This window comes from Massilia soli, from assembly GCF_016809835.1.
Lineage (GTDB): Bacteria > Pseudomonadota > Gammaproteobacteria > Burkholderiales > Burkholderiaceae_D > Telluria_A > Telluria_A soli.
Genome location: NZ_JAFBIL020000001.1, coordinates 539,050 through 565,130 on the forward strand (window position 1 = coordinate 539,050; position 26,081 = coordinate 565,130).

At 62.8% G+C, this 26,081-nt stretch carries 19 protein-coding genes and 1 tRNA gene; 8 read left to right on the forward strand and 12 right to left on the reverse strand.

The features are described 5' to 3' along the window. The first annotated feature begins 4 nt into the window (after nt 1-4). Genes I4X03_RS02460 through I4X03_RS02470 form a run of 3 tightly spaced genes read left to right on the forward strand, consistent with a single transcriptional unit; the run spans nt 5 to nt 2,267 of the window. Nucleotides 5-286, forward strand: coding sequence for an HPr-rel-A system PqqD family peptide chaperone (locus I4X03_RS02460; RefSeq protein ID WP_223465096.1), 282 nt, complete (start codon nt 5-7; stop codon nt 284-286). Next, complete coding sequence (locus I4X03_RS02465; protein WP_223465098.1) at nt 280-1,197, forward strand: HprK-related kinase A; 918 nt, start codon at nt 280-282, stop codon at nt 1,195-1,197. Before I4X03_RS02460 ends, I4X03_RS02465 begins: the two co-directional genes overlap by 7 nt. Beyond that, complete coding sequence (locus tag I4X03_RS02470) at nt 1,194-2,267, forward strand: nucleotidyltransferase domain-containing protein (RefSeq protein ID WP_223465099.1); 1,074 nt, start codon at nt 1,194-1,196, stop codon at nt 2,265-2,267. Before I4X03_RS02465 ends, I4X03_RS02470 begins: the two co-directional genes overlap by 4 nt. A 133-nt stretch (nt 2,268-2,400) precedes the next feature. Here I4X03_RS02470 and pepA read toward each other — a convergent pair whose 3' ends face one another. The 5 genes from pepA to I4X03_RS02495 form a co-directional block, all read right to left on the reverse strand. Continuing rightward, the gene (pepA, locus tag I4X03_RS02475) at nt 2,401-3,258 is read right to left on the reverse strand and encodes a flocculation-associated PEP-CTERM protein PepA (protein WP_223465102.1); all 858 of its coding nucleotides are present in this window, start codon (nt 3,256-3,258) and stop codon (nt 2,401-2,403) included. A 210-nt stretch (nt 3,259-3,468) separates the two neighbouring features. Then, nucleotides 3,469-5,478 (reverse strand): ThiF family adenylyltransferase, encoded by a 2,010-nt coding sequence (locus tag I4X03_RS23140; protein ID WP_307735327.1) that lies wholly within the window; start codon nt 5,476-5,478, stop codon nt 3,469-3,471. Between the two features lie 56 nt (nt 5,479-5,534). Continuing rightward, nucleotides 5,535-6,113 carry an N-acyl amino acid synthase FeeM domain-containing protein gene (locus tag I4X03_RS02485; RefSeq protein ID WP_223465104.1) on the reverse strand — a complete coding sequence of 193 codons (579 nt, stop codon included), beginning with the start codon at nt 6,111-6,113 and terminating at the stop codon, nt 5,535-5,537. Between the two features lie 364 nt (nt 6,114-6,477). Further along, complete coding sequence (gene prsT / locus I4X03_RS02490) at nt 6,478-9,249, reverse strand: XrtA/PEP-CTERM system TPR-repeat protein PrsT (protein WP_223465106.1); 2,772 nt, start codon at nt 9,247-9,249, stop codon at nt 6,478-6,480. 247 nt (nt 9,250-9,496) lie between these two features. Then, nucleotides 9,497-9,970, reverse strand: coding sequence for a c-type cytochrome (locus tag I4X03_RS02495; RefSeq protein ID WP_223465107.1), 474 nt, complete (start codon nt 9,968-9,970; stop codon nt 9,497-9,499). Nucleotides 9,971-10,204: 234 nt separating this feature from the next. Between I4X03_RS02495 and I4X03_RS02500 the strand changes: the two genes are divergently transcribed. Further along, nucleotides 10,205-11,269 carry a polysaccharide deacetylase family protein gene (locus I4X03_RS02500; RefSeq protein ID WP_223465109.1) on the forward strand — a complete coding sequence of 355 codons (1,065 nt, stop codon included), beginning with the start codon at nt 10,205-10,207 and terminating at the stop codon, nt 11,267-11,269. On the opposite strand, the gene I4X03_RS02505 is transcribed toward I4X03_RS02500, so the two are convergent. Beyond that, entirely contained in the window at nt 11,266-12,186 is a 921-nt protein-coding gene (locus I4X03_RS02505; RefSeq protein WP_223465110.1) for a hypothetical protein, read from the reverse strand. The genes I4X03_RS02500 and I4X03_RS02505 overlap by 4 nt on opposite strands. Before the next feature lie 154 nt (nt 12,187-12,340). Beyond that, nucleotides 12,341-12,416 (reverse strand) — tRNA-Arg (locus I4X03_RS02510). 172 nt (nt 12,417-12,588) lie between these two features. Between I4X03_RS02510 and I4X03_RS02515 the strand changes: the two genes are divergently transcribed. Together I4X03_RS02515 and I4X03_RS02520 are read left to right on the forward strand one after the other, a co-directional pair. Then, complete coding sequence (locus I4X03_RS02515; RefSeq protein ID WP_223465111.1) at nt 12,589-13,476, forward strand: c-type cytochrome; 888 nt, start codon at nt 12,589-12,591, stop codon at nt 13,474-13,476. Between the two features lie 124 nt (nt 13,477-13,600). After that, entirely contained in the window at nt 13,601-14,569 is a 969-nt protein-coding gene (locus I4X03_RS02520) for an IS1595 family transposase (protein WP_370660475.1), read from the forward strand. Between the two features lie 240 nt (nt 14,570-14,809). Here the strand turns inward: I4X03_RS02520 and I4X03_RS02525 are convergent, their stop codons facing one another. Continuing rightward, the gene (locus I4X03_RS02525) at nt 14,810-16,852 is read right to left on the reverse strand and encodes a M13 family metallopeptidase (protein WP_223465112.1); all 2,043 of its coding nucleotides are present in this window, start codon (nt 16,850-16,852) and stop codon (nt 14,810-14,812) included. Nucleotides 16,853-16,934: 82 nt separating this feature from the next. Next, nucleotides 16,935-19,148 (reverse strand): TonB-dependent receptor plug domain-containing protein, encoded by a 2,214-nt coding sequence (locus tag I4X03_RS02530; protein ID WP_223465113.1) that lies wholly within the window; start codon nt 19,146-19,148, stop codon nt 16,935-16,937. A 254-nt stretch (nt 19,149-19,402) separates the two neighbouring features. Between I4X03_RS02530 and I4X03_RS02535 the strand changes: the two genes are divergently transcribed. Continuing rightward, a complete protein-coding gene (locus I4X03_RS02535) occupies nt 19,403-20,848 on the forward strand; it encodes a S41 family peptidase (RefSeq protein ID WP_223465114.1) in 1,446 nt (481 codons plus the stop codon). 13 nt (nt 20,849-20,861) lie between these two features. Here I4X03_RS02535 and I4X03_RS02540 read toward each other — a convergent pair whose 3' ends face one another. Genes I4X03_RS02540 through I4X03_RS02550 form a run of 3 tightly spaced genes read right to left on the reverse strand, consistent with a single transcriptional unit; the run spans nt 20,862 to nt 24,696 of the window. Further along, nucleotides 20,862-21,932, reverse strand: a complete 1,071-nt coding sequence (locus I4X03_RS02540) for a sugar-transfer associated ATP-grasp domain-containing protein (protein WP_223465115.1) — start codon at nt 21,930-21,932, stop codon at nt 20,862-20,864. A gap of 25 nt (nt 21,933-21,957) precedes the next feature. Further along, entirely contained in the window at nt 21,958-23,457 is a 1,500-nt protein-coding gene (locus I4X03_RS02545) for a lipopolysaccharide biosynthesis protein (RefSeq protein ID WP_223465117.1), read from the reverse strand. 12 nt (nt 23,458-23,469) lie between these two features. Then, a complete protein-coding gene (locus tag I4X03_RS02550) occupies nt 23,470-24,696 on the reverse strand; it encodes a glycosyltransferase family protein (protein ID WP_223465119.1) in 1,227 nt (408 codons plus the stop codon). A gap of 227 nt (nt 24,697-24,923) precedes the next feature. On the opposite strand from I4X03_RS02550, the gene I4X03_RS02555 reads away from it, so the two are divergent. After that, nucleotides 24,924-26,045, forward strand: a complete 1,122-nt coding sequence (locus tag I4X03_RS02555; protein WP_223465121.1) for a beta-ketoacyl-ACP synthase III — start codon at nt 24,924-24,926, stop codon at nt 26,043-26,045. Nucleotides 26,046-26,081 lie beyond the last annotated feature (36 nt).

Genomic DNA, 26,081 nt, shown 5'->3' on the forward strand with positions numbered 1-26,081 from the left:
GTACGTGAACAACTGCAGCTGGCGGGTGGTGCCCGGACAGGCTTTGCGCCAGCGGGGCTGGGATGACGATTACCTGGTCTTCAACAACCTGTCGGGCGACACCCATTTACTCGACGGCGGCGCCATGCAGCTATTGCTGGCCGTTGCCCAATCCCCCGGTAGCGCCGCTTCGCTGGCCGAACGCCTGCGCCTGGCGCTCGGACTCGACCAGCAGGAAATCGACGAAATCCCCGCCATGCTCGACGAGCTGCGCGCGCTTGCGCTGATCGAGCACACCCCATGCTGACCGTGGCGTCGCTGACCCGCGCCGAACTGGGCAAACGCATGGCCGGACCCGGCCTGCGCCTGCAGACCGGCGCCTTCATCACGCAGGTGCGCACCCCGATTGCCAGCGTGGCCGACGGCATCGCCCTGCTGTACGCCGATTATCCGCTGCGCGACGACGCGCAGTTCGCCGACTTTCATATCGCACTGTCGCGCCCGCCCGGGCTGCGGCGCTGGTTCCGCCCGCAAGTCAGGTTCGAATACGATGGCGGCTCGATGTTTCGCCCCTTGCCGCTCGACCAGGCGTTCCCGATGTTCGAGTGGGGCCTGAACTGGTGCATCTCGAGCCGCGCCCACAGCTATCTGGTGATCCACGCGGCGGTGGTGGAGAAGGACGGCCGCGCCGTGATCCTGCCGGCCCCGCCCGGTTCCGGCAAGAGCACCTTGTGCGCCGCGCTGATCCACCACGGCTGGCGCCTGCTGTCCGACGAGCTGGCCATGATCAGGCTGCGCGACGGCCTGATTGAACCGCTGCCGCGCCCGGTCAGCCTGAAAAACGCCTCGATCGGCATCATCCGCGAGTATGTCCGCGGCACCGTGTTCAGCCGCCTGGTCCACGATACCGTCAAGGGCACGGTCGCGCACCTGAAAGCGCCCGGCGCCAGCGTGGCGCGCGCCGCCGAGACCGCCCGCCCCGCATGGGTGGTTTTTCCGAAATACGAGGCCGGGACTGCGGCCGTGCTCGCGCCGCTCGCCAAGGCTGGCGCGTTCATGCAGCTGGCGGCCAACTCGTTCAATTACACGGTGCTGGGCCAGGCCGGCTTCGACGCGCTTGGCGACGTGATCGACCAGAGCGCCTGCTACAGCTTCACCTATAGCGCGCTGGACGATGCGATCGCCACGTTCGCCCGGCTGGCGCAGGATCCCGCATGAGCGGCGCGCCTTTGCTGATCGCGGTGTTGCGCCAGCCGGCGCTGATGGCCGGCCTCGGGCTTGCCGACTGGGACCTGCTGCTGCGCCAGGCCGGCAGCGCGCGCCTGGTCGGCAGGCTGCGCAGCCTGCTGACCGAGCGCAGCCTGCTCGACACGGTGCCGCCGCAGCCGCGCACTCACCTCGACTGGGCCGCGACGCTGGCGCTGCGCCACCGCCGCGCGGTGCATTGGGAAGTCGAACAGATCCGCCGCGCGCTGTCCGGGCTCAGCCTGCGGCCGGTGCTGCTCAAGGGCGCCGCCTACGCGGTGGCCGGCTTGCCGCCTGCCGACGGAAGGATGTTTTCCGACATCGATATCCTGGTGCCCAAGCCGATGCTCGATGAAGTCGAGGCCGCATTAATGATGCACGGCTGGGTCGGCACCCACACCGACGCCTACGACCAGCGCTATTACCGCGAGTGGATGCACGAACTGCCGCCGATGCAGAATATCAAGCGCGATACCCTGATCGATGTGCATCACGCGATCTTGCCGGAGACGGCGCGCGCGCGGCCCGATCCAGCCAGGCTGCGCGCCGCGGCAGTGGCAATCGATGGCGAACCGGGATTCCTGACGCTGGCCCCCGCCGACATGGTGCTGCACAGCACCACCCACCTGTTCTACGGCGAATTCGAGCACGGCCTGCGCGACCTGGTCGACATCGAGCGCCTGCTGCGCCACTTCTCGGCTGACCCGGCGTTCTGGGACGGCCTGGTGGCGCGGGCGCGCGAGCTGGAGCTTGGGCGGCCGCTATTCTATGCGCTGCGCTGGGCGGACCGCCTGCTGGGCGCCGCGGTGCCCGGGCACGTCATGGAAAACAGCAGGCTGGACGCGCCCAACCGGCTCGTGCTGGGGGCGATGGACTGGCTGCTTGGCCACGCCATGCTGCCCGCGCATCCCAGCATCGACCGGCCCGCAACCGCGCCGGCCCGGCTGATGCTGTACATTCGCGCCAACTGGCTGCGGATGCCGCCGCTGTTGCTGGCGCGCCACCTGTTCCACAAAGCCTTCCTCTCGCCGAAAACCGCCTGATCTGTGGCGCGAAGCGCAACAAGCGCGCCGCGGTGCGCTTTTCTTTGTCCCAATAAAAAATGCCGTTCAGTCAGACTGAACGGCATCGAGCGATTGAGCGAGTCAACCTGCGCTGCCGAAGCAGCGCTTTTTCTTATGCTTTTTTGTTGCGGCGGGCGAATGCTACACCAGCCAGTGCCAGGCCGAACAGTGCCAGGCTGCCTGGCTCTGGTACTTCGCCTTCGATTGGCTCAAACGAGGTGTTACCCGAACCGTCGATGGTGATGTCGGTGGTATTAGCGAACGGGTTACCCTGTGGGATGCCGCGGATGATCGAGTTCACGCCGTTGATGTCGGTGTATGCCTGGCCGCTGGCGAATGCTTCGCCGCCGAAGAAGCCGTTCATTGCGAATGCGGTAGCGATGACGTTGAAGTCGCCGTTAGCCAGGCCCTGGGCAATGTGGAAACCGCCTTCGCGCAACGAACCAGTCAGCACAGCGACGTCGTCAGCGTTACCGCCGCTAACTGCGATCGACTGGTCGGCGCCGCCAGCTTGTGCGTCGCTGATGATGGTGTCCATGTTACGGTCAACATACATCGTGTAGTTGAAGCTGGTGAAGGTGCCGTCGATCGTGCTGCCGCTCAGTGCGGTGTTGCCAGCTGCGCTGAACACGAAGTACATGCTGTAGTTGTTGTTCAGGCCCGTGCCGCCGACAACTGGACCGCCCAGCGAAGTGCGGAAGGTACCGAAGTAGCCGCCGCCGGTTTCGTTGAACGATGCGGTGGCCGCGCCGGTCTGGACTTGGTCAACTTCAGCTTTGTAGCTGAAATCGAGGAAGGTTGCGGTGCAGGTGCCGCCGCCGCAGCCGGCTTCGCCGATTGCGCTTGGGTTGATCGTGAACGACTTCTCGTTGAACGCGATGCCTGGAACGTGGTCAGCCAGGGCTACCGAGCTCGACATTGCGAGGACTGCGCCGGCTACCAGCTTGCCGATTTTGTTGAATTTGATCATTTGTGGCTCCGATTTACTTTATTTGGTTGATGTCGCTGGAATCTTTAAAAATTCTTGCTTGCCAACCTGTATAAGCAGCTTCCGTGCCAGCAGTGGCAGCTTTGTTTAAAATCAATGACTTATATGATCAAACGCAAGCTGACTGATGTGTACTGTTGAGCCCTTGTAAAGTAAACCGACAGTGCGCTAACTCACATAGCGGCGTCGCGTTTAGCCTCGTTTGCCCACGTCCGTGACCATCAGGTGCGCCAGGGCCGGACGGGTAGAACGCGCAGTGGCGCTCTTGCCCTGGCCAAGGCGTCCCATGAAGACCGGGAACCCTGGCTTGTCGCCCAATACGCGGTCGAGTTGCCCCGACAAGCCGACCGCCATCGCCGCCAGGCCGGCATTGGCGGTGAACGTTTTGCCGTTGCGTACATACGATGAAAAGATCAGCGGCGTCATTTCCGGCTGCATCACCAGGCCGAGCCTGGTCAGGGTCAGCCAGAAGCGCTGCATCGCGCGGCCGGCGGCAATATAGTCAGCCACCGAGCGCGGCTCGGCCTCGGCGCGGATCACGAAATGGGCGGCGCAGGCCAGGCCGGGCACCAGGTCCATCTGCAGGCGCGGCGCCCAGGTGCCCATCAGCGTATTCATCCGCTTAAGGCGGCCCCAGCTGACCATCGCCCACTTCATCAGGTGGATCGTCATGTTGTCCACGCCCAGCGCCTGGTCGGGCACGCCCCACTCCGACTGGACCTTGCCCCACTTGATGACGCGCTTGTGGACCTCGTAGGCTTCCGGCATCAGCAGGCGCAGCCGGGCGTTGTTGTACATCAGCTTAGCCGCATCCATGCGCGCCGGGCCTTCCAGCCACTGGACCTGGTAGCCCGGTCCGACCGACTGCGCCAGTTCCTGCTTCTCGTGCACGGTCAGCGCGCGCCGGCTCATCGGGCGGCGCTGCACGCTGCGCACCTCGATGGCGGGGATCAGCGCATCGGCGGCCATCCCCGGCTGCTCGGTGAAGCTGACATCGAACACCGGGTCCTTGTCGGTAGAGCCGTCGCAGCGCACCACCTCGGTTGCCAGGCCATGCGCGGTGGCGGCGATCGCCATGGTTTCCAGCATCGCGCCGATCGCGATCTGGCTCGGCCAGCCCTCGAGGTCGTACACGCAGATGTCGCGGGTATCGCTGCAGTGCACCCGTACGCGCGCGCCGTCGAGAATTTCAAAGCGCCACGGCTGGTCGTTGTCGCCGCTGGGCGCCCAGCGGGCTTTGTCGAGGATGGCGACGATGCGCTCATGGCTGGAGGGAGTCATCATGTTCTTCGCTGGTGTAGGTGAGGCCTGGGGCGCGCCGGAAGGCGCGCCCTGGCGCAGCAGGCTGGCAAGGTGGCGGCGGCCGATCGCGATCGCCAGCCGCTGGATCGGGTTCTTGTTGCCGCCCGGACGCCAGGTGTGGGCCATCTTGTTGCGGAAGGGATCGAACTGCAGGCCGTGCGGGGCGGCCAGCACCTTGCCGCGCTTGAGCAGGATCTTCAGGGCCTGGGTTGCGGCGATGCCGGCGCAGATCTGCACCGACATGATGGTCGACGGTCCGCGCCGCTCGGCAAAATTGACGGCCGACGGATCGACCAGGTAAGCGCGGTGCAGGCCGGCTGGCGACAAGCCAACCAGGAAGCGGATCGCCTTTTCGTTTTCGGGCAGCTCGCCCCACTGGAAATATTCCTCGAACGTCATCTGGCCGGGCAGGAAGTTAAGCACCGCCGCGCCCATGCCCAGGGGCGCCACCGTGGTGGCCGGAATGCGCCGCTCAGCGCAGGCGGCAAAAGTCTTCTGACGGATGTCGAACACAAAAAAGTCGAGGCCATCGACGTACAGGTCGACGCCGTCCAGGAAGGCCGGCAGGCTGGCGGCATCGATCCCGTTGGGGAAGATGGTGATGTTCGCTTCGGGATTAATGTCGCGCACCATGTCGGCGATTACCTCGACCTTGGCCTTGCCGCGGGTCGACATCATGGCGCCCACCTGGCGGTTGAAGTTGGCGATGTCGTAAGTGTCGAAGTCGGCCAGGTGGAAGGTGCCGACCCCGAGGCGCGCCAGCGTCACCGCGTAGATGCCGCCGACCCCGCCCATGCCGGCGATCGCCACGCGCGCGCCGCGCAGTTTTTCCTGTTCCTCCCGCGTGACCCAGCCGATGTTGCGCGAGAAAGCTTCAGAATAGGAAAATGGATTGATCATGACGAAAAAGCCCGTGAAGGGCTGGTTTGTTCAGGAGGAAACAACGACGGGCTAGTTTAGCCGATGTTGAACAGGCGGTTGGCAATACCGATTTCTTCGCGCTTGGAGAAGAAATACGGATACAGCGAACGCTCGTTGCCAGGATGGTCGCTGGTGCCGCCCAGGCGCTCGATCTCGTTGCCCATATGTTCAAGGCTCAGCCACAGCAGATAGGCCGGCGCGTCAACGCGCGGATTGCAGCGCACATCGGTCAGTGTCTTGAAGCCGAGCATGTGCTCGTAGTAGCGCCGATGGCGCGGATTGATCTCGATGAACGCGTCTGTGCACTGATACAGGTGGTGCGCGTAAATGTAGAGAATGTGAAACAAGGAGCCCAGCGCCATCTTCGAACGCACGGTCGGGTCGAAGGCCAGCTTGCTGATCTCGCACACCTTGGCGCCGCGCTGGCGGAACTGGTCGATCTGGTCGCGGAACACTTCATCGGCGAGGATCCCGATGGCCGAGTCGATGCCGAGCGTGACCGTTCCGATGACGGCGCCCTTGTCCGAGGCCGACAATGTGATCCGGTTTGGATTGTCGTCAACGCGATGACTTCCTGCATAGCCGCGCCAGGCATACATCTTATTGATGAGCATGCTTGCGTGATTTCGGCCTTCTTCAGTATCTGCTACGCGGATGCCGAAGGCTCTTTCGTTGATCGTCATCTCGCTGATGTTATCAGATGATTCTGAACGTGTCCCGTTGAGCTCGCTATCGTGCGCGCCCTGTCCTTCGGAGTCGAACCCGATCGTAATCAGCCCATCAAAGGTCTTTTCCATCAGTTTTTACTCCAGGTTAATACAGGGAAACGCATAAAAAAACAGGTACAACTGAGCAAGATCGTATCACTTACGAAACAATGCTGCAAAAAAATCAATTATTTCTGTGCATCGTTTGTTGCATTTATCGCAGTAAATACGGTGACGACAGCGGGTCGCCACCGTATTTGCTGAACCGCGTTTACAGCGTTTGCTGCAAGGCGCGCGCTTCCTCGATGCGGGTAAAGCCTCGCGCCGCCATCACCTGGTCGAGTTCCTTGCGGGCAGCCGCCTTGTCGCCGGACTTCGCCAGCCCTTTGGCCAGGTTGAAGCGGATATTGCCATCGTTCGGCGACTTGGCCACTGCGCTCTGCAGGTAGCCGAGGCCACGCTTGAAATTGCCCTGGTCGATCAGGATCGATCCAACCGTGTCGAGGATGGCCGGGCTGTCGGGGGCCGCGGCCAATGCCCGCTCGGCAGTGGCCAGCGCGCGCGGATCATTGACCTGCTGGTAAGCCCAGGCCAGGTTGTTGAGCACGATCGGATTGTTCGGCGCGCGCTGCTGCATTGGCTCGAGCTTGAGGATCGCTTCCTTGAATTTCTTGTCCGCCAGCAAAGTGTCGGCTGCATACATCGCCAGCACCGGATCGCCAGGCGACTGCTTTTGCCACTCGGCCAGGCGGGCCTCGGCCTCTTTGGTCTTGCCCGAGCGCACCATGGCGCTGTGCAGCTTGGTCTTGATCAGCACATTGTTCGACAGCGCCAGCGCCTGTTCGTAGACGCGCACGGCCTGGGCATCCTTGCCCTGGCCCTGCAGCACGCTGCCTTCCAGCGTGTAGCCGACACCGTTGTCCGGACGCTGCTTCTGGATCTGGCGTGCCAGCGCCAGCGCTTCGTCGAACTTGCCGCTACGTACGGCGAGTTCGGCTTGGGCCAGCTGGGCATCGAGGAAATTCGGGTCCAGCGCCAGCGCCTTCTTCAGGTCGTTGGCGGCGGCGTTCGGATTGTTTTGCGCCATGTGCACCGATGCCAGGCGCATCTGCGCCTGCGCCGATTTCGGCGCCATGCCGGCCAGCTTGCTGAACGATTCGAGCGCGCCGTCACGGTCGCCGTTGGCCATCTGGGCCTGGCCCAGCAGGTCCAGCAGCTCGGTGTTCTTCGGGTTGGCAACCTGGAACTTACGCACCAGGTTCAATGCCTTTTCCTTGTCGCCGCTACGCAGCTGGTGCGTGGCGAGCAGCATTGCCGGAATCACTTCATCGGGATTCTCGGCCTGCGCCTTTTCGCGCCACTGCGTCACTTCGGCGGTCTTGCCTTCCAGCTGAGCCAGCTCCGCCAGGCCGGACATCGCCTCGACGCTCTTCTTGTTTTTTTCAAGGAAGGCGGTCAGGTGCTTGCGCGCGGCCTCCGGCTTCTTGTCTTTCATTTCCAGCTGGGCCAGGTTGGCCACGGCCGGGAAGTAGCTCGGCTGCAGGCTCAGCGCCTTTTCGAAACTGGCGCGGGCATTGGCCAGGTCGCCCTTGCTCAGGTAGACGCCACCTTTGAGGTTCTGCACGACCGGATCTTTCGGCTGCTGCGCTTCCATCGCGTTGGCGGCCGCCAGCGCCTTGTCGAAACGCTTCAGGCGCATTTCGGTCAGCACCAGCAAGGTGGCGGCTTTGGTCGACTTGCTGTCGAGCCGGGTCGATTCTTCCAGTTCGACAATCGCGCGCGTATCGTCGCCCTGCGCCAGCTTGCTCATCGCCAGCGAGGTGCGGACGGCGGCGGCGTTTGGCGCCATCTTGGCGGCACGTTCCAGGTAATCGGTGGCCTTGCCGAAATCGCGCGAATGCATCGCCAGCTCGCCCGCCAGCGCCAGCACTTGCGGGTCTTTGTCGGCATCGGCCATCAACGGCGCCATCACGGCTTGCGCTTCGGTGATATTGCCCAGCTTGATCAGCGTCGATGCCAGCAGCTTGCGGGCATAGCCGTTGCCCGGCACGGTCTCGACATATTTCTTCAGGTGCTGCTCGGCTTGCGGCATCGACTCGAGCGAGTGCTCCACCGACCCGGCCAGCAGGACGCTTGGCATATGGTCAGGCGCGACGCGCAAGATTTTCTGCAGCGATTCCTTCGCTGCCGCATGCTTGCCTTGGGTATGGTCGAGCAATGCCTGGGTGTACAGCACCATCAGGCTGCCTGGCGCGGCCTTGCCGGCCGCGTTGATGTCGGCCTGCGCGGCGTCAAATTTGCGGGTGGCGATTTCGATGTAGGCCTTTTCGATATTCGCGCTGCGATGCCCCGGCTTGACCTTCAATGCCTGGTCGTAAGCGGCCAGCGCCTCGTCGGACTTGCCGTCGGCGCGCAGCAGGCCGCCTTTGAACATCCAGACCTCGGCGTTGGCTGGCTCGGCGCTGCTGGCCTGCTCGGTCAGGCGCTTGGCGCCGTCGATGTCGCGCTGCGTCAGCGCGTGGCGCGCCATGCCGATCAGGGCCGCGCCCGACTTCGGGTCGGCCTGCAGCGCCAGCTCATATTCCTGCTTGGCCAGGTCGGCCTTGCCCAGACCCATCTGGGCGTCGCCGCGCAGGGTCAGCAAGCCGGGCTTGCCTGCCGCCGTGGCAGCGGTTTCATCGAGGACCTTCTGGAACTGGTTCTGGGCGATCAGCGCCGCGGCCAGGCCAGGCACGGTCTTGTCCGGCGTGGCGCCCAGTTCGGCAGCCTTGCGGAATTCTTTCTCGGCCGAAGCAGCGTCGCCGGTGTCGTTGTACAAGGCGCCAAGGGTCAGGCGCGCTTCCACATCCGACGGGTTTTTCAGCAATGCGTTCTTGAGCTGGATGACGGCCGCCTTGGTGTCGCCTTTCTGGATGAATTGCTTGGCATCGGCAACCAGCGTTTCCGAACTTTCCGACTTGCTGCAACCGCTCAGGCCACCCAGCAACAGCAGGGCCGACGCCATTGTCGCGCTGACGAGTTTCGTATTCCGTGTGTTTCGCATGGCTTACCTTGTAACAACTAAATGAATGGAAGAATCGTCAGGCAGCAAGCCGCCGTGCACGATAGAAAGATTCCCTCATTCTATATCGAGATAACAACAAAACAACAAGAAACGTTGTGTTGCGCGAACAGTTTCGAGCATTCGCGGAAGTAATCGTACTTCAAAGAAACATACTAGTGAAAGTAACCGATCCCACCATGATGTTCAACATGTCCGGCAGGATTCAGTTCTGCAGAACAACACAAGCTTATTCGGTTTGCAAGGTGATGCCGCGTTGCGCGTCGAGCGCGTCGGCCGGCCAACTGCTCTTGATGTAGGCAAGGACCGCGGCGATGTCGTCGTCTTTCAGGGTGGCGGCATAGGCGGGCATGTCGCTCTGATAGCCCTCGGGCGCCGTCTTGCCCGGAACCAGCCCATGCTTGACGATGTCGATCAGGACCTGGTCGGGATGATGCCAGGTATGGCCGCTGACATCGTGCGGCGGCGCCGGCAGGCGTCCGTTCGGCAGGCGCTGACGCCAGTTCGGCTGGCCCTCCAGCTTGGCGCCATGGCACGACGCGCAGTTATTGTCGTAGATAATCTTTCCGCGCGCGACCTGGGCAGTATCGGACGGGGAAATGAAGTTGGACATCGCGGGCGCAGGCGGCCGGGTGTAGTAAACCGCGGCGCCGACGGCAACAATTGCAGCGGCCGCGCCGACCATCAGGAAAGATTTGTTCATGGAAGACCCTGTTTCACGACTGTCTGATTGGAAAAATTACGAATAGGCACCAACGGAACAGGCCTTTGTCAAAAACTGTATATCATTCGTTATTAAATGCAAACACGCAAGTTCACCTGGCGCCGTCTTGACAGCGCCCTGCGCCACTGCAATGTCATCACTTGTTAATTTTGAACAACTATATTGCTTGTCATTTTCAGATAAACTTTCAGCTCGCCTCACGCCAGTAGCCACATGTCGAAACAGTTAAAACTCAGCTTTCTCAGCGCCGCACGCACGCTCGGCGTCTTTAAGCTATTCCGCCGCCTGACCCAGTCCCAGTTGCGCATCCTGTGTTACCACGGTGGCGCGATCGGCGACGAGAGCGAGTACAACGGAAAACTATTCTTCTCGAAGAAAACCTTCGAACAGCGGATGAAATGGCTGCGCGAAAAAGGCTTCAATGTCGTCACACTGGACGACGCCGTGAAAAGCGCGGCCGGCCAGCGCGCCTCGCCGCCGCTGGCCACGGTCATCACTTTCGATGACGGTTGGTACTCCACCGGCAGCGAACTGCTGCCCGTGCTGGACCAGCTCGCGATGCCGTCGACACTTTACCTGTGCACCAGCCATGTGCTGGAAGGCACACCGGTTGCCGACGTCGCGGCGCGCTACATCATCTGGAAATCCGAGCTGAAAGACGTCACGCTGCAAGGCTATGCGCTTGCGGTCGACGGCCAGTATGCGCTGTCGGCGGCGCCGGTGCGCGAGCAGCTCGGCCAGAAGGTGGCGGCATGGATCGAGGGATTCGGTTCGGACAAGGTCGCGGCCAGCGATGCGCTGGAGCAGTTTGCGAAAGACATGCAGGTCAGTTCGGCCGACCTGCAGCTCGGATCGCGCCGCTTCCAGTACATGACCGGCGAAGAATTGCGCGCACTGTCCGCGCGCGGCTGCGCGATCGAACTTCACGGCCACGTGCACCGCTACCCGAAAGGCGACCCGGCGGCGTTGAAAAACGACCTGCGACTGTGCTCGGAGTCCATCCAGGGCTTGGGTTTGCCTGTGCCGAAGCACTATTGCTATCCGAGCGGCAGCTTTGATGCGGATGCGCCGGTGGCGCTGGGCGAGCTGGGCGTCGTCTCCGCCACCACCTGCATTCCTGGCCTGATTTCCAAGGCAGAGAACGATCAAGCCTATTTCCTGCCGCGCTTCCTCGACGGCCGCGACGTTGAAATGCTGGAATTCGAAGCCGAGATGAGCGGCTTCTCCGAATTCCTGCGCCGCGTCACCGGGCGCGCCGCCAGTCCGGCTTACTCTTAAGCCAGCGCCACCTGCGGCTGCCGCGCAGCCCAGGCGATCATCTGCTTCTTACCCCAGATCAGCATGTAGGTCTTGGGCATGTACTTGCCCTCCGCGTGCAGCTTGCGGCGGGTAGGCGACGTGGCCAGGGCATCGACCAGCGCATTGCCCCCTTCCTCGACAAACATCACGTGGCCGCCATGCTTGAGCGGCGTGCTGCTGAAATAGGCAACACGGGGGCTGATCAATGTGACCGCCGGGTCGTAAAACCAGCTGCCGGCGATGATGCCGCGTACAGCCGGGAACAGGTCGAACAGTGCGATGCAGCCGCGGTACGTGTCTTCCCTGCCCTGCTCGTTGAGCAGGTCAAGCATGAACTCGTGCGCGTGCACCTGGAAGAACGGGCGGAAGCCACCCAGCCCGAGCATCATCAGGAGGCGGCGTGGCGCATCGGCCAGGCCGCCCTTGAGCATGTAGGAACGCGGAATGCCGCAACGCGGATCGATCAGCTGTGCGCCGGCGGCATACAGGCGGAAACTGACGATGCCGAACTCTTTCTGGAACAGATCGTTGTCGAGGCATAGCCAGTCGGCATGCGGATCCGTATTCGAGACCACGCGGCCAAGCTCGCGCGCGTGGTCCGCCATGACGGAAGGCGGCAGGCGCCTGAGTTCGGATGAAGCCAGCGCGTTGATGGCGCCCTGCGCCAGGACGGCGCGCAGGAATGCACGCACGCCCAGTTCGCCAGCGCTGGCTGCCACCTGCCTGGCAATATCGCGCGCCTCGACAGGGACGACCTTGTAGTGGTCGAAGTCGCCTACCTGCGAGGCGGCAGCGAGGAAGGAGTCGACCGAGACGCCATCGGGCAGCTGGCCGACGGCGCCGAGTGCGGCAGCGCGCGTGACCAGGGCCTGTTCTTGAATGGCATGCAGATTCATGTAATGACGACTCCTATTGACGTACAGTTGCTTTAACAATACGTCAATAATAGTGCCTAGCGAAAATTAGTGTCGCCTGATCCAGCGAATGACACGCGGCTACGCGCAGCGGGTGACGCTGTGCTGAGTTGACGTAATTGCATTGAGGAAAAACTGGTGCGGCTGGCGGGGATCGAACCCACGACCCTTGGCTTCGGAGGCCAATACTCTATCCACTGAGCTACAGCCGCGTAGGGGAATTTCTGAAGTGAGGCGAAGGATACAGTTTTTCCAACCTTCCGTCCATGGAAACTGTCGTGCTGGCCCCTGATTTCCGTTCCAAAGCCCGTGCTTTACGTCTATAATCGCGGGTTTGGCGGGCGTTTTCGCCTTGCAGGTTTGAAAATTGGTTTTAAGGACATCATGAGCGACGCACACAACGAACACCACTCCCCTATCCGGACCCCTGGTCAGCTCGCAGCTGCGGTCGCTGCCTTCTTCCTGGTGACCGTCATCGGCATCATCCTGCTGGTATCTTTCGTCACCACCGGCACCCTGGAAGGCGCCGGCACCGACAGCCAGAGCGCGGAAGCAGTTGCTGCCCGCCTGTCGCCTGTCGCTGACGAAGGTTTTACCCTGAAAGATGTCAACGCACCTAAAGTATTGCTCGCCGGCGACGCGGTCTACACCGCTAACTGCGCAGCCTGCCACACCAGTGGCGCTGCCGGCGCTCCCAAGCTGGGCGACAACGCTGGCTGGGGTGCACGTATTGCTCAAGGTTACGATACCCTGGTCAAGCATGCTATCGAGGGTATCCGCGCGATGCCTGCCAAGGGCGGCAATCCTGACCTGGATGACGTGGAAGTCGCACGCGCCGTGGTCTACATGGCTAACCAGAGCGGCGCGTCGTTCAAGGAACCAGTAGTACCGGCGCCAGCGCCTGCTGCGGTAACGGCTGATGCGGCGCCTGCTGCTCCTGCAGCTGTGCCGGCTGAAGCGCAAGCAGCCGTTGTCGCTCCTGCCGCCGCCGCTGCCGCAGCGGCACCGGGCAAACTGTCGGGCGACATCGGCAAAGGCATCTACAACGCTTCGTGCGCTGCTTGCCACGGCGCTGGCATCGCCGGCGCACCAAAGCTGGGCGACAAGGCTAACTGGGCAGCACGGATCAAGCAAGGCGACGCTGTGCTGTACGAGCACGCGATCAAGGGTTTCCAGGGCAAAGCTGGCATGATGCCTCCTAAGGGCGGCTCGACCGCGTCGGATGCGGAAGTCAAGGCAGCGGTTGATTACATGGTTGCCGAGTCCAAGTAAGCCTTCTGGCTTCGATGAAACCGCCCTCGCAGGGCGGTTTTTTTTGGCTATGTCCCCGCTAAGTGTGGAATCTCTTCGAGCGGCTGAGGTCTGACCAGTATCAGATCAGTTGACTGGAGGCCGCATGGATGCTCGCTCCTTCGAGATGTTCACCAAGCTGTTGAGCACTCTCAGCAGTAGACAGTTGATCAAGGTCGCCGCGATGCTGGAACATCAATCAGCCGACGCTAAAACAACGGCGCTTCTAGAACAAGCAGCAGCGGCGAACCTAGCGTGTCCCCGTTGTAGGTCAACGAAGTTCTACGGCCACGGTGAAGCACACGGACTTCATCGTTATCGGTGTAGGGACTGTTCTAAGACATTCAATTCCCTGACCGGGACGCCGTTGTCCAGGCTGCGTCTTAAAGGTAAATGGCTACGCTACGTGGATTGTCTGCTTATGGCCACCACGGTACGCCGCGCCGCCAAATCTATTGGGGTGCATAAGAACACGAGTTTTCGGTGGCGCCACCGCTTCCTGACGCTCCCAAAAACTGATAGGCCGTCCCAGTTAAGCGGTATCGCAGAAGCCGACGAAATCTATTTTCTTGAGTCGGAAAAGGGGGCGCGAAACCTGCAGCGTGCTCCGCGCAAGAGGGGCGGCTCGGCAAAAAAGCGTGGCACGTCTAATGAGCAAGTTTGCGTGCTGGTCGCGCGTGATCGGACGGGGAAAACGCTCGATTTCGTCACCGGACGGGGACCAGTTTCCAAAGCCCAGTTACGTCGTTGCCTTAAACCGGTGCTGGCCGAAGACACGCTCTTGGTATCGGATGGGAATGCATCATACCGATACTTCGCCCGCGATGCCGGCATTTCTCACGAAGCGGTCAATATTAGACAAGGTGTCCGAGTGCGAGGTGCAATCCATGTGCAAAACGTGAATGCGTACCACAGTCGATTCCGAGAGTGGATGTCACGGTTCCATGGAGTGGCAACCCACTATCTTCCGAATTATCTTGGCTGGCGATGGGCAGTCGATGCTCAGCGAATCGATACGCCGGCGGCAATGCTTATGGCCGCGCTCGGCGTTTTTCCACACTTAGCGGGGACATAGCCTTTTTTTTCGCCATCTCAACGTTAAGTGTGGCAAGTGGAATGGCCACTACCACGTCGTGGCCGGCTCGGGATGTTGTCGCCGCGAAGACCAGGTTCGCTAATCGGCGTCAGTATGGATTCCCGCCTGCGCGGGAACGACGTACTGGATGCCACACTTCCGCCTGCGCGGGAACGACGTTGTTGTCGGATACAAAAAAGCCGCTTCGATAGGAAGCGGCTTTTTCGTTTCAAGCGACCGTTACCAGATGGTGACGCGGTCCTTCGGCGCCAGGTACATCTTGTCGCCTTCCTTGACGTCGAATGCTTCGTAGAAGCCGGGCTGGTTGCGCATCGTGCCGTTGGCGCGGAACTGGCCTGGCGAGTGCGGGTCGGTCTTGACCTGGACGATCTGCGCCGCTTCGCGCATCTTGCTGCGCCATACCTGGCCGAAGCCCATGTAGAAGCGCTGGTCGCCGGTCAGGCCGTCGATCACCGGCGCCGGCTTGCCGCCCAGCGACAGCTTGTAGGCCTTGTAGGCGATCGCCACACCCGAGTTGTCGCCGATGTTCTCGCCCAGGGTCAGCGCGCCGTTGACGTTGTAGCCAGGCAGCGGGCTGTAGGCGTCGTACTGCTTGACCAGCGCGTCGGCCTTGGCCTGGAACTTGGCGCGGTCTTCGGCCGTCCACCAGTCGCGCAGGTTGCCGTCGCCGTCGGACTGGCTGCCCTTGTCGTCGAAGCCGTGGCTGATTTCATGGCCGATCACGGCGCCGATGGCGCCGTAGTTGACCGCGTCATCGGCGAGCATGTCGAAGAACGGCGGCTGCAGGATCGAGGCCGGGAACACGATCTCGTTCATCGTCGAGCTGTAATAGGCGTTGACGGTTTGCGGCGTCATGCCCCACTCGCTGCGGTCGATCGGCTTGCCCAGCTTGTTGACGTTGCGCTTGTAGCCGAAGGTGCGGGCGCGCATGACGTTGCCCACCAGGTCGTTGCGGTCGACGCTCAAGGTCGAGTAGTCGCGCCACTTGTCCGGGTAGCCGATCTTCGGCGTGAACTTGGCCAGCTTGGCTTGCGCTTCCTTCTTGGTCTCGGGGCCCATCCAGTCGAGCGTATCGATGCTCTGGCGGTAGGCTTCCATCAGGTTCTTGACCAGCACCTGCATGCGTTCCTTGCGCTCGGCCGGGAAGTGCTGGCCAACGTACACCTTGCCGACCGCTTCGCCAAGCGCGCTTTCGACCGTCGAAACGCCGATCTTCCAGCGCGGGCGGTTTTCGGTGACGCCAGTGAGCGTGGTGCCGTAGAAGCCGAAGTTCTCATCGACGAACGACTTCGACAGGTATTCCGAGTAGCTGCGCAGCAGCTGCCATTTAAAGTACGATTTCAGGGTCGCCAGGTCGGTCCTGGCGAGAATGTCGTTGAAGCCCTTCAGGTAGCTCGGCTGGTTGACGATCACGTAGTCGACCTTGTTGGCGATGCCTGACGCAGCCAGCGCCGCCTTCCAGTCGTAGCCCGGCGTCAGTTCGCCAAGCTTGGCGATGTCGACCTTGTTGTAGCGCTTGACCGGGTCGCGGTTGTCGACCTTGGTCCACTGGACTTCGGCCAGCTGGGTCTCGAACTCGAGGATGGCTTTCGCTGCCGCGGCGGCGTTCTTCTCGCCTGCCATCGCCAGCGTCTTCGCGACATGCTTCTCGTAGGCGGCGCGGGTCTTGGCCAGCTTTTCGTCGTCTTTTTTCAGGTAGTAGTCGCGGTCGGGCATGCCAAGGCCGCTCTGGCTGATGTAGGCCGCGTAGCGGGTCGATGCGCGCGCGTCCTGGCCAATGTAGATACCGTAGGGAACCGAGACGCCGATCTGCGTCAGGCGCGCCATCATCGCCGGCACGGCCTTCTTGTCGCGCATGCCGCGGATGCGCTGCAACTCGCCGGTCAGCGGCTTGTAGCCCAGTTTTTCCAGCCGATCCTGGTCCATGAAACTGGCGTACATGTCGCCGATCTTGCGGGTTTCCGAGCCAGCTTTGGCGCTCGTGTCCTTCTGCGCCGCTTCGATCAGCGCCAGCAGCTGCGGCTGGGTGTCGTCGCGCAGCTTGGCGAAGCTGCCCCAGCTCGACTTGTCGGCCGGGATCTCGGTCGCCTTCAGCCATTTGCCGTTCAGGTGCACGAAGAAGTCGTCTTGCGCGCGCACGGACGGGTCGATGTACTGCACGTCGATGCCGGACGCCGGGGCGCCAGGTTTGGCCGTGTCGGCCGCGCCGGCAAAGGCGGCGATGAGGCTCAGGGACAGGGTAGTCAGCAAATATCGTTTCACAGGATCGTCCTTATGGGTCTGGTAAAAATGGCTCGTGGCCATATGGGTGGTGCGAGGGCCGGGTCTCCACCGGCCCGGTTCACTACAGTTTCATCTCAAGCTTAACACTGACGCTGCGGTAGCTTTGCGCAGCCGTGAACGACGTCTGCGCCAGGGCGCCGGTGTTGACGATGCGGCCAGTGTCGTAGTCGTCGCCCAGCAGGTTGCTGCCGGATATACGCAGCTGCAAGTCAGGCTTGAATTTCCACAGGCCGTACAGGTCCAGCTGGCGTTTCGGCCCGCTGCTCACGCGCTCGGTCAGGCTGCTCTGCACCGCGATCGCCGGCGTCCAGTTAAAGCTGCCGCCCAGCGTCAGCGGCATCGCCTTGATGCGGTAGTCGGCGCCGATGTTGGCAGTTTGTTCAGCCTGCTGGTCGAGGCGGTTGTCCGGCCCCGGAATGCCGTCGACATCCGACCAGAAGCGGCTGTAATTGAAGCGGAAGTCGACGTCCGGCGCGTCGGTCATCAGCTCGGCGAGCTGGAACTTGGCTTCCAGCTCGATGCCGCTGGTGCGCGCGCTGCCGATATTGGCTGGGCTTGAAACCCAGCGGCCGTTGCGCAGGCTGATCTCGCGCCGCATCAGGTTGTCGATGTCGCGCACAAAACCGCTGGCCGAAAGGATGCCGTTGCGCCCGAGGTAATGTTCGTAGGCGACGTCGATGCCTTTGGCCAGTTCCGGCTTCAGGTCCGGATTGCCGATGCGGTCGGGCCGGGTGGCGCTGTTCAGGCGCGAGAACGTCGGCGCGGCGATCAGGTCGTTCAGGTCGGGCGACTTGTAGCTGTGCGTGTAGCTGGCGCGCACCTGGTCCTTCTCGAACCCGGGAATGCGCCAGACCGTATGCAGCACCGGGCTGAAGACGCTGGTCGTGTTTTCAACGTCGGCGCCGGCGCGCGTGCTCTGGGTGCGGATGCCTTCCCAGCGCAGGCCGAAGTAGGCCGACCAGGTTTTGCTGATGTCCCATTCGTCCTGGATGAAGGCGGCCAGGCGGCGCGTGTCGGCCGACAGGTCGGAACCGGAGTCCTCGAACTGCGGCAGGCCGTTGTCGAGCGAGACGCGGGTGGTGCGGCGCTCGCCGGTTTCGACATCCCATCCAGTCGCCAGCGTGTGGCCGGTGCCGACCGGCTTGGTGTACTTGCCGCCGAAGCTGAAGCTGGTGCTGCGCGATTCGTCGGCATCGACGAAGCGGTCGGTCAGCGCGCCGGCGGCATTGTAGTGATAGCGCTCCGAGTCGCTTTCGCTGCGCCCGCCGCCAAGGCCGAACTTGATGTCGGCCTTGCCGCCGCCCGCAAAGCGGTGCACCCAGTTGCCGAAGCCACGCGTGAAGGTGGCGCTGGACTCGGATCCGCCCTGCGACAGCGCATACTCCGGCGCGATCAGGCCGATGCGCTGCGCCAGCAGGCTGTCGGTGGTGCCGACGCTCTGGGCGTGCATCAGGAACTGCTGGTACGTCAGCGTATCGCCGTTCCCGAACTTGTACGACAGGCGCGGACCGAGGTGGATGCGCGTCGAGCGGCGCTCGCCGCTGCCGACAATCTCCTGCTCCTTCTGGATCTCGCCATTGGCCAGGATATCCTGGTCGAACGAGTAGCTCGCATCGCGCTCGCGGCGCACGCCGATGGAACCGTTCAGCAGCCATGTCAGCGCGCCCTGCTTGCCAGGCACGGTCAGCGACACGTCCGGGCTGTGCAGGCCGTTTTCGATGGAATCGGTGAGGCGCAGCTGGATGTCCTTTTGCTGGTAGCCCTCGCGCAGCACGATGTTGATGGTGCCGGCGATCGCACTGGTCGAGAATTCGGCCACCGGGCCGCGCATCACCTCGATGCGCTCGACCTGGTCAGGCGCCAGCGATTCGAGCGAGAAGCCTGGTGGCGGCCGCTCGCCGTTGACCAGCATCTGGGTGTAGCCGTTGCCGAGGCCGCGCATGCGGACACCGCCGCCGCCCCGTCCGGGCGCGCCGCCCATCGTCACGCCAGGCAGGCGCTTGAGGATGTCGCCGACATTGCTGTCGCCGTTGCGGTCCAGTTCTTCGCGTCCGAAGACCATCTTGCCTGCGGTGGAATTGCGCCGGGTTTCGGTGTCGTTGGCACGGCTTCCGGTGACGGTCACCTGCTGCAGCTTGGCCGGGTCGGCGCTGGCCGCTGGCGCCGCTGGCGCGGCCACCTGGCCGGCCACCGGTTCGCTGGCGGCCTGCGCCATGGCGTGGGCTGCGCCGCCGTTCAGCAGGGCTGCGCAAGCGAGGGGGATTATTTTTTTCATTGAGCCATTCAGATTTTTACCGCGGCCGGAACGCGCGCCGGGATGGGGGATGATGGCATTTTAGCTTCTGTTACTTGGTTGCAAATGCTCGGAAGCCCTTTTTTACTTTTCGATACAGAAGGACACAATGTATGCATGCCATAAGGCGCCGTTGCTTGCGCCGCCTGTGCGCACGAGTGGCAATCGGGTTTATACTGGGCCGTGCGCGGACTCAGGCGCAAACATTGAATATCTAGCATCGGTCAGGTGATCTCATGGGCTCAACACTTAAAAATACCAGCCTCGTCGGCCTGGGCGTCATCGCCGGCGTCGCGGTCTCGATGCAGTTCTCCGCGCTGGCGCAGCGTCCGGTCAATCCGGGCATGCCGCTCGACGAGCTGCGCCAGCTGGCCGACGTGTATGGCCTGATCAAAAGCGATTACGTCGAATCGGTGCAGGACAAAAAGCTGCTGACCGACGCCATTTCCGGCATGGTCGCGTCGCTCGACCCGCATTCGGCCTACCTCGACAAGAAAGCCTTCCGCGAACTGCGCGAAGGCACCGAAGGCAAGTTCGTCGGCCTCGGCATCGAGATCGCCGAAAGCGAAGAAGGCTACATTCGCATCGTCTCGCCAATCGAAGATTCGCCGGCCTACCGCGCCGGCATCAAGGCAGGCGACCTGATCACGCGTATCAATTCGGTGCCGATCCAGGGCGTGGCGATCGACGAAGCCATCAAGAAGATGCGCGGCGAGCCGAAGACCAAGGTCAACCTGACCATCCTGCGCAAGGACGCGCCGCAGCCGCTGGCCTTCACCATCATGCGCGAAGAGATCGTGCAAAAAAGCGTCAAGGGGAAAATCGTCGAACCCGGCTACGCGTGGCTGCGCATCTCGCAGTTCCAGGAACCGACGGTGGACGACATGGCCGCCAAGATCGCGGCGCTGTACAAGCAGGAGCCGAACCTGAAAGGCCTGGTGCTCGACCTGCGCAACGATCCGGGCGGCCTGCTGCAAGGCGCCGTCGGCGTGTCCGCGGCCTTTTTGCCGAAGAACGCAGAAATCGTATCGACCAACGGCCAGCTGCCAACCTCGAAGGAGAGCTTCTACGGCCGCGTTGAAGACTATTCGCTGAATAACAGCGATCCGCTGGCGCGCCTGCCGCTGGCCATCAAGAACGTTCCACTGGTGGTGCTGGTGAATACCGGATCGGCATCGGCCTCCGAAATCGTGGCCGGCGCGCTGCAGGACTACAAGCGCGCCATCGTCATGGGCAGCCAGACTTTCGGCAAGGGCTCGGTGCAGACCGTGCGTCCGCTGACCAACGACACCGCGGTCAAGCTGACGACGGCGCGCTACTACACGCCGAAGGGCCGTTCGATCCAGGCCAGGGGCATCGTGCCCGACCTGCTGGTCGATGAGAACGCCGATGGCGATGGCCTGAACGGCTTGCGGGTACGCGAATCGGACCTGGAAAAACACCTCTCCAATGACCGCGACGAAGAAACCGCGGGCGCGCGCAACGACGAGATGGAAGAACAGATGCGCATCATCGCGCTCGAGCGCAAACGCGGTCCGCTCGAATTTGGCAGCGCCGAAGACTTCCAGCTGAAGCAGGCGCTGAACCACCTGAAAGGCCAGCCCGTGCAGCTGTCCAAGACGCAGGCCAAAACCACCATCGCACAGCGCGCCGCCAAGCCGGCGCAACCGCTCAAGCCGTGACCACCAGCGCGGTTTAGCCGCCGCGCATCCACTGGTCGACCTGCTTGAGCGGCAGGTCGATACGGGCGCAGCCAATCTGGTCGGGCCGCACATTCAGCTCGATCATCTTCGGGCCATCGACCGCGATGGCCACGTCCACGCCAGCCACGTTCACATGCGGGAAAGCCTGCATCGCGCGGGCCGCCACGTCCTGGCATTCGCGCCAGAACGGCAACTGCACGCCGGCGATGCGCCCGCCGGTGTCCGGATGGCTGTCCATCGTCTCGAGCGGGTTCTTGGCATTGGCCGCGTAGCGCAGCACGCCGGTGGCCAGGTCGACCGGGCAGAACACCCCGCCGCTGCTGGTGTTATCGACCAGGCTCCCCTTGCGGCCAACGCGCAGGAAGGCTCCGGCGATTTTCACTTCGCCGCGCGCCTGGTACAGCCAGATGCGCAGGGTGTTGACCGAGTTCGGGTGGATGTTCGACAGCACTTCATGCTGCTGGAGGTAGTGCTCGACGATGTAGCCGTCGCGGTCTCGCGCGGCTTTGGCATGCCAGTCGGCGATGCTGGTCGCGGCCCCGCTGATCGGATGGACGAACACCGGCTCGCCGTTGGGCGCTTCGATGCGGAAGGCGGAAAAGCCCGCACCGCCGTAGCCTTCTACCAGCTTGAAGCAGATCTTCTGGCCCACCATCTCGCGGCACAGGCGCGTCAGGTCGTCGAGGCCGCGCAGCGGGCTGCCGTCGGCGCGCGCGCCGCTGTCCGGGTGCAGGAAGCCGATGAATTCGGGCGTCGGCACGCCGAGCAGCTGCAGCACGGCCTTCTCAACCACCTTGTGCTGCGACGCCTTCTGGTACGGCCGCGCGTTCCAGCGGTCGATGAAGGCGTTGTATTCCTTGCGGTTGGTGTGCGCCCACTTGTCGGCGAACGGCACGCTCGGGCGCCACCAGCGCGCCTGCAGGTAGTAGCCGGGACCGATGCCGCGCACGCCCCACAACGCCGCCATCTCGACCAGCTGGCGCCAGTACGGCAGGTAGGCGGTATCGGCCTTGCGCTCGCCAAGCAGCGTCCACGCGCGTTGTATGTCTTTGATTACTTGCATGCGAATTCCGGTGTGTGGGTGGCGCTCAGGCGGGCGTGATGCGGTTGAAGGGCCAGCGGTCGAGCTTTTTGGCCGACACGCCCAGCTCGCGCAGCACTTCGTAGCAGTCGTTCAGGCCACTGCGGCGGATGTATACGAGGAACAGCAGGTAGCTCAGTCCACCAACCACGGTCTTGCTGATCAAGAGCCACAGCGGCAGGTCGAAGCCGGCCCGCAGCGACAGGTAGTGGTAGCCCAGCACGATCACGGCCATGAAGATGCAGCCCTCGACTGGCGTTTGCAGGGCGCGCAGGTAGCGCCGCATCGAAAAGTCGAGGTGCACCTGCGCCGAGCGGAACAGGTAGATCGACGACAGCGGATACGAAATCGCCATGCCGATCGCCACGCCAACCAGGCCGCCGGTGACGGCGCCGACGTATACGCTGAGCGGGATCACCACCGCGCACAGCGTGGTGTAGCGCGCCGTGACGTTGGCTTTGCCGATCGAGATGAAGGCTTGCGTGATCAGCGGGTCGACCGATTTGAACAAGCCGAGGATGCACAGGATCTGCAGCGGGAACACCGCCTCGATCCAGTTCGGTCCCAGCAGCACCGGCACCAGTTCGGTGGCGGTCAGCGCCATGCCGGCCATGACCGGGAACGCGATCAGCGCGATGCCCGAGGTCAGGCGGCGCATGGCGTTGTCGAGCCGCGGCAGGTCGAGCTGCAGCTTGGAGAATAGCGGCGAGGTGATCTGGATCACCATGCTGGTGATGTGCGTCGACGGCAGCGTCGCCAGGGTCGAGGCCATCGAGTACACGCCCAGCAGCTGCGGGTTGAGCACCTTGCCGATGATCAGGGTCTTGGCGTTGTTGTAGAAGTACCAGGTCAGGCGCGAATAGGTGACGGTGGCGCCGAACTTCATCAGGTCGGTCGCGGCGCCCAGGTTGCCCAGGCGCGTAGGCCGCCAGTTGCTGAAGTAGAAAATGCAGCTGGTCTTGAACACCTGGGCGGCGACGAAGCCCCACGCCAGTGCCCACACTTCGTAGCCGAGCCAGGCCATCACCAGCGTGATGACGCACTGGATCAGGATCATGGCGAAGTCGATGCCGCCGTAGATCTTGAAGCGCATGTCGCGCGACATCAGCGCGTCGGGCACCGTGGCTACCGCGCCGATGATGAAGGTCAGGGCGATAAAGCGCAGCACCGCGGTAATGTCCTGCTCGTAGAACGCCGAGATCTGCGGGGCCGATGCGAACAGCGCCAGGTACAGCGGAATGCTGATCAGGACCGCCAGCGCAAATGCGCCATTGAGCTGCTCTTTGGTGATGTCGATGCGCTGCTTGATCGCGCTGCCAAGGCCGATCTCGTTGAAGAAGCCGATGAAGCCGACCACCACCATCACGATCGACATCAGGCCGTAGTCTTTGGGCGACAGCAGCCGCGCCAGCAGCAGGGTATTGACGAAGGAGATCAGCCGCCCCAGGCCCTTGCCAACGCCAAGGTACATCAGGCCCTGCAGGGTTTTACTTTTAAGCTGATCCACTATGATTCCACGTTATTGTTTGGCCGCGACCAGGCCTTCGATCGCCGCGGCGAGCTGGCGCGTGCGTCCGCGCCGGCTGTACTGTTCCAGTTCCGGCGCCGCCAGCGGCGCGGCGAACTGCCCTTTGAGGATGCCGGCCAGCGCGGCGCTCAGCTCGCTGTCGCTCCAGGCGCGCCACACGTTCGGGATCGCCGCGCACACGTTGGCCGTGGCGCTGCGCTCCGGGCAAATGGCCAGGATCGGCTTGCGGCTCTGGATGTAATCGTACAGCTTGCCAGGAACCTGATAACGGAATACCTCGTCCTGGATCAGCATATTCGCCGAGCACTGTTGCATTTCGGCCAATGCCTGCGCAAATGGCACCGGCGGCGCAAATTCGACGATGTCGGCGACGCCGTGGGCGGCCAGTTCGGCATCGAAGCGGCCCGGCTTGGCGCTGCCGCGGAAGCGCAGCACGAAATTGCTGGCGTTGATCAGCTGCTGGTCTTTCAGCTGGCGCAGCGCGCGGAAGATGCCGTTGATGTCGCGGCCATTGCCGTACAGGGCGCCGCTATAGAGCAGCATGAATTTTTCCGGCGTCGCCGACGGCGGCAGCTCGATCGAGGCAAAGCCGTTCTCGATGACGAAGAACTTGTCGGCCGGCTGGTGCGGGTACAGCTCGCGGTACAGCTGGGCCGATTCGCCGCTGGTCAGGCAGACCTTGCTGGCCGACGCCACGATCTTGCGCTCCAGGTGCCTGGTCAGGCCGTTGAAGTTTTTGTAGTGCGGGTTGTAGTGGCACTGGATCGGGTCGCGGAAGTCGGCGATCCATGGCAGGTTGAAGCGGTTGGCCAGGTTGCGGCCGATCAGGTGCGCGGTCAGCACCGGGTAGGTCGACCAGATCGCGCCGACATTGTGCTTCCGGATGATCTCGGCGCCCAGCTTGGTCGCGCTGAAATACCACGGCCAGTAGCGGTCGGCCAGGGCCAGGAAGTCCGGCGAGCGTCCGCCGATCGACAGCACCTTGTTGATGTCGCTGGCCTTGGCGCGGTAGATATTGGCCGCCAGCGCAGGCGGCACCTGCAATTCATGGTCGAAGCGGCCGTACACATCGGTGGTGGCGGTCAGGATCACCGGGTTCCAGCCCATTTCCAGCAGATATTCGGCGAAGCGGTACGGCCGTTGCACGCCGGCGCTGCGCGCGGGCGGCACCTCCATGGCAATCATCAGTACGGTCTTGTTGTGCGACTTATCAGTCATGTTTCGCTGCGCCTAATCTTGAGAATGCCGGAATAACAGAGAATTATAGACGAATGATTATCAAAATATGCGTTTGGTCAACTATTCTCGCACGGCAAGATACGCAACAGTGTGGTTCGAGCGCGCCCTCCAAAGTGGCCGACATTTTTATCCCCTGCGGATACCCCGCGTGTAAAATCACACGACCTGCCTGGGCACGCCCGGCTTACCTAATTTGAAAGTCGCATATGAAAAAAGTCGTTATCAGTGGCACTGGCCTGTTCACGCCGGCCAATTCGATCACGAATGAAGAGCTGGTCACCGCCTTCAACGGCTACGCCGAGTTGTTCAACGCCGACAACGCCAAGGCGATTGCCGACGGCACCGTCGCCGCGATCGAACCGTCCAGCGCCGCCTTCATCGAAAAAGCCTCCGGCATCAAATCGCGCTACGTGATGGAAAAGTCGGGCATCCTCGACCCGGCCCACATGACCGCGCGGATTGCCGAACGTGCCGACGACGAGCTGTCGCTGCAGGCCGAAATCTGCGTCAAGGCCGCGCACCAGGCGCTCGACAATGCCGGCCGCGCCGCAGCCGACATCGACATGGTGGTCGTCGCCTGCAGCAATATGCAGCGCGCCTACCCGGCCATGGCGGTCGAAGTGCAGGAGGCGCTCGGCATCCAGGGCTTCGGCTTCGACATGAACGTCGCGTGTTCGTCGGCCACCTTCGGCATCCAGACCGCGATGGCGGCGGTGCAGAGCGGCCAGGCGCGCGCGGTGCTGGTGCTGAACCCGGAAATCACCAGCGGCCACCTCAATTACCGCGACCGCGACAGCCACTTCATTTTCGGCGACGCCTGCACGGCGATGGTGATTGAAGCCGAGGAAACCGCCAGGAGCCGCAACCAGTTCGAGATCCTCGAATCGAAGCTCAAGACCCAGTTCTCGAACAACATCCGCAACAACTTCGGCTTCATGAACCGCTTCGACGAGTCGGGCGTGGGCAAGGCCGACAAGCTGTTCCGCCAGCAGGGCCGCAAGGTATTCAAGGAAGTGTGCCCGATGGCCGCTGCCATGATCAAGGAAACGGTCGAGCGCGCGGGGCTGCAGGTAGCGGACATCTCGCGCTTCTGGCTGCACCAGGCCAACCTGAGCATGAACCAGCTGATCGCGCGCACGCTGCTTGGGCGCGACGCCGAGCCGCACGAGGCGCCGGTGATCCTCGATACCTATGCCAACACCTCGTCGGCCGGATCGATCATCGCGTTCCACAAGCACAGCGACGATTTGCCGTCGGGCGCCAAGGGCGTGATCTGCTCGTTTGGCGCCGGCTACTCGATCGGCTGCGTCGTCGTGCGCAAAAAATAACCCCACCGCCGTTCCCGCGCGTGCGGGAACCCATGC

What these genes read in the sequence shown, in the direction of transcription:
- prsT (WP_223465106.1), bottom strand. Translation starts at nt 9,249, where the DNA reads ATGCGAAACACACGGAATACGAAACTCGTCAGCGCGACAATGGCGTCG.
- I4X03_RS02505 (WP_223465110.1), bottom strand. Translation starts at nt 12,186, where the DNA reads ATGAATCTGCATGCCATTCAAGAACAGGCCCTGGTCACGCGCGCTGCC.
- I4X03_RS02500 (WP_223465109.1), top strand. Translation starts at nt 10,205, where the DNA reads ATGTCGAAACAGTTAAAACTCAGCTTTCTCAGCGCCGCACGCACGCTC.
- I4X03_RS02515 (WP_223465111.1), top strand. Translation starts at nt 12,589, where the DNA reads ATGAGCGACGCACACAACGAACACCACTCCCCTATCCGGACCCCTGGT.
- I4X03_RS02540 (WP_223465115.1), bottom strand. Translation starts at nt 21,932, where the DNA reads ATGCAAGTAATCAAAGACATACAACGCGCGTGGACGCTGCTTGGCGAG.
- pepA (WP_223465102.1), bottom strand. Translation starts at nt 3,258, where the DNA reads ATGATCAAATTCAACAAAATCGGCAAGCTGGTAGCCGGCGCAGTCCTC.
- I4X03_RS02485 (WP_223465104.1), bottom strand. Translation starts at nt 6,113, where the DNA reads ATGCTCATCAATAAGATGTATGCCTGGCGCGGCTATGCAGGAAGTCAT.
- I4X03_RS23140 (WP_307735327.1), bottom strand. Translation starts at nt 5,478, where the DNA reads ATGATCAATCCATTTTCCTATTCTGAAGCTTTCTCGCGCAACATCGGC.
- I4X03_RS02530 (WP_223465113.1), bottom strand. Translation starts at nt 19,148, where the DNA reads ATGAAAAAAATAATCCCCCTCGCTTGCGCAGCCCTGCTGAACGGCGGC.
- I4X03_RS02550 (WP_223465119.1), bottom strand. Translation starts at nt 24,696, where the DNA reads ATGACTGATAAGTCGCACAACAAGACCGTACTGATGATTGCCATGGAG.
- I4X03_RS02555 (WP_223465121.1), top strand. Translation starts at nt 24,924, where the DNA reads ATGAAAAAAGTCGTTATCAGTGGCACTGGCCTGTTCACGCCGGCCAAT.
- I4X03_RS02465 (WP_223465098.1), top strand. Translation starts at nt 280, where the DNA reads ATGCTGACCGTGGCGTCGCTGACCCGCGCCGAACTGGGCAAACGCATG.
- I4X03_RS02470 (WP_223465099.1), top strand. Translation starts at nt 1,194, where the DNA reads ATGAGCGGCGCGCCTTTGCTGATCGCGGTGTTGCGCCAGCCGGCGCTG.
- I4X03_RS02495 (WP_223465107.1), bottom strand. Translation starts at nt 9,970, where the DNA reads ATGAACAAATCTTTCCTGATGGTCGGCGCGGCCGCTGCAATTGTTGCC.
- I4X03_RS02535 (WP_223465114.1), top strand. Translation starts at nt 19,403, where the DNA reads ATGGGCTCAACACTTAAAAATACCAGCCTCGTCGGCCTGGGCGTCATC.
- I4X03_RS02520 (WP_370660475.1), top strand. Translation starts at nt 13,601, where the DNA reads ATGGATGCTCGCTCCTTCGAGATGTTCACCAAGCTGTTGAGCACTCTC.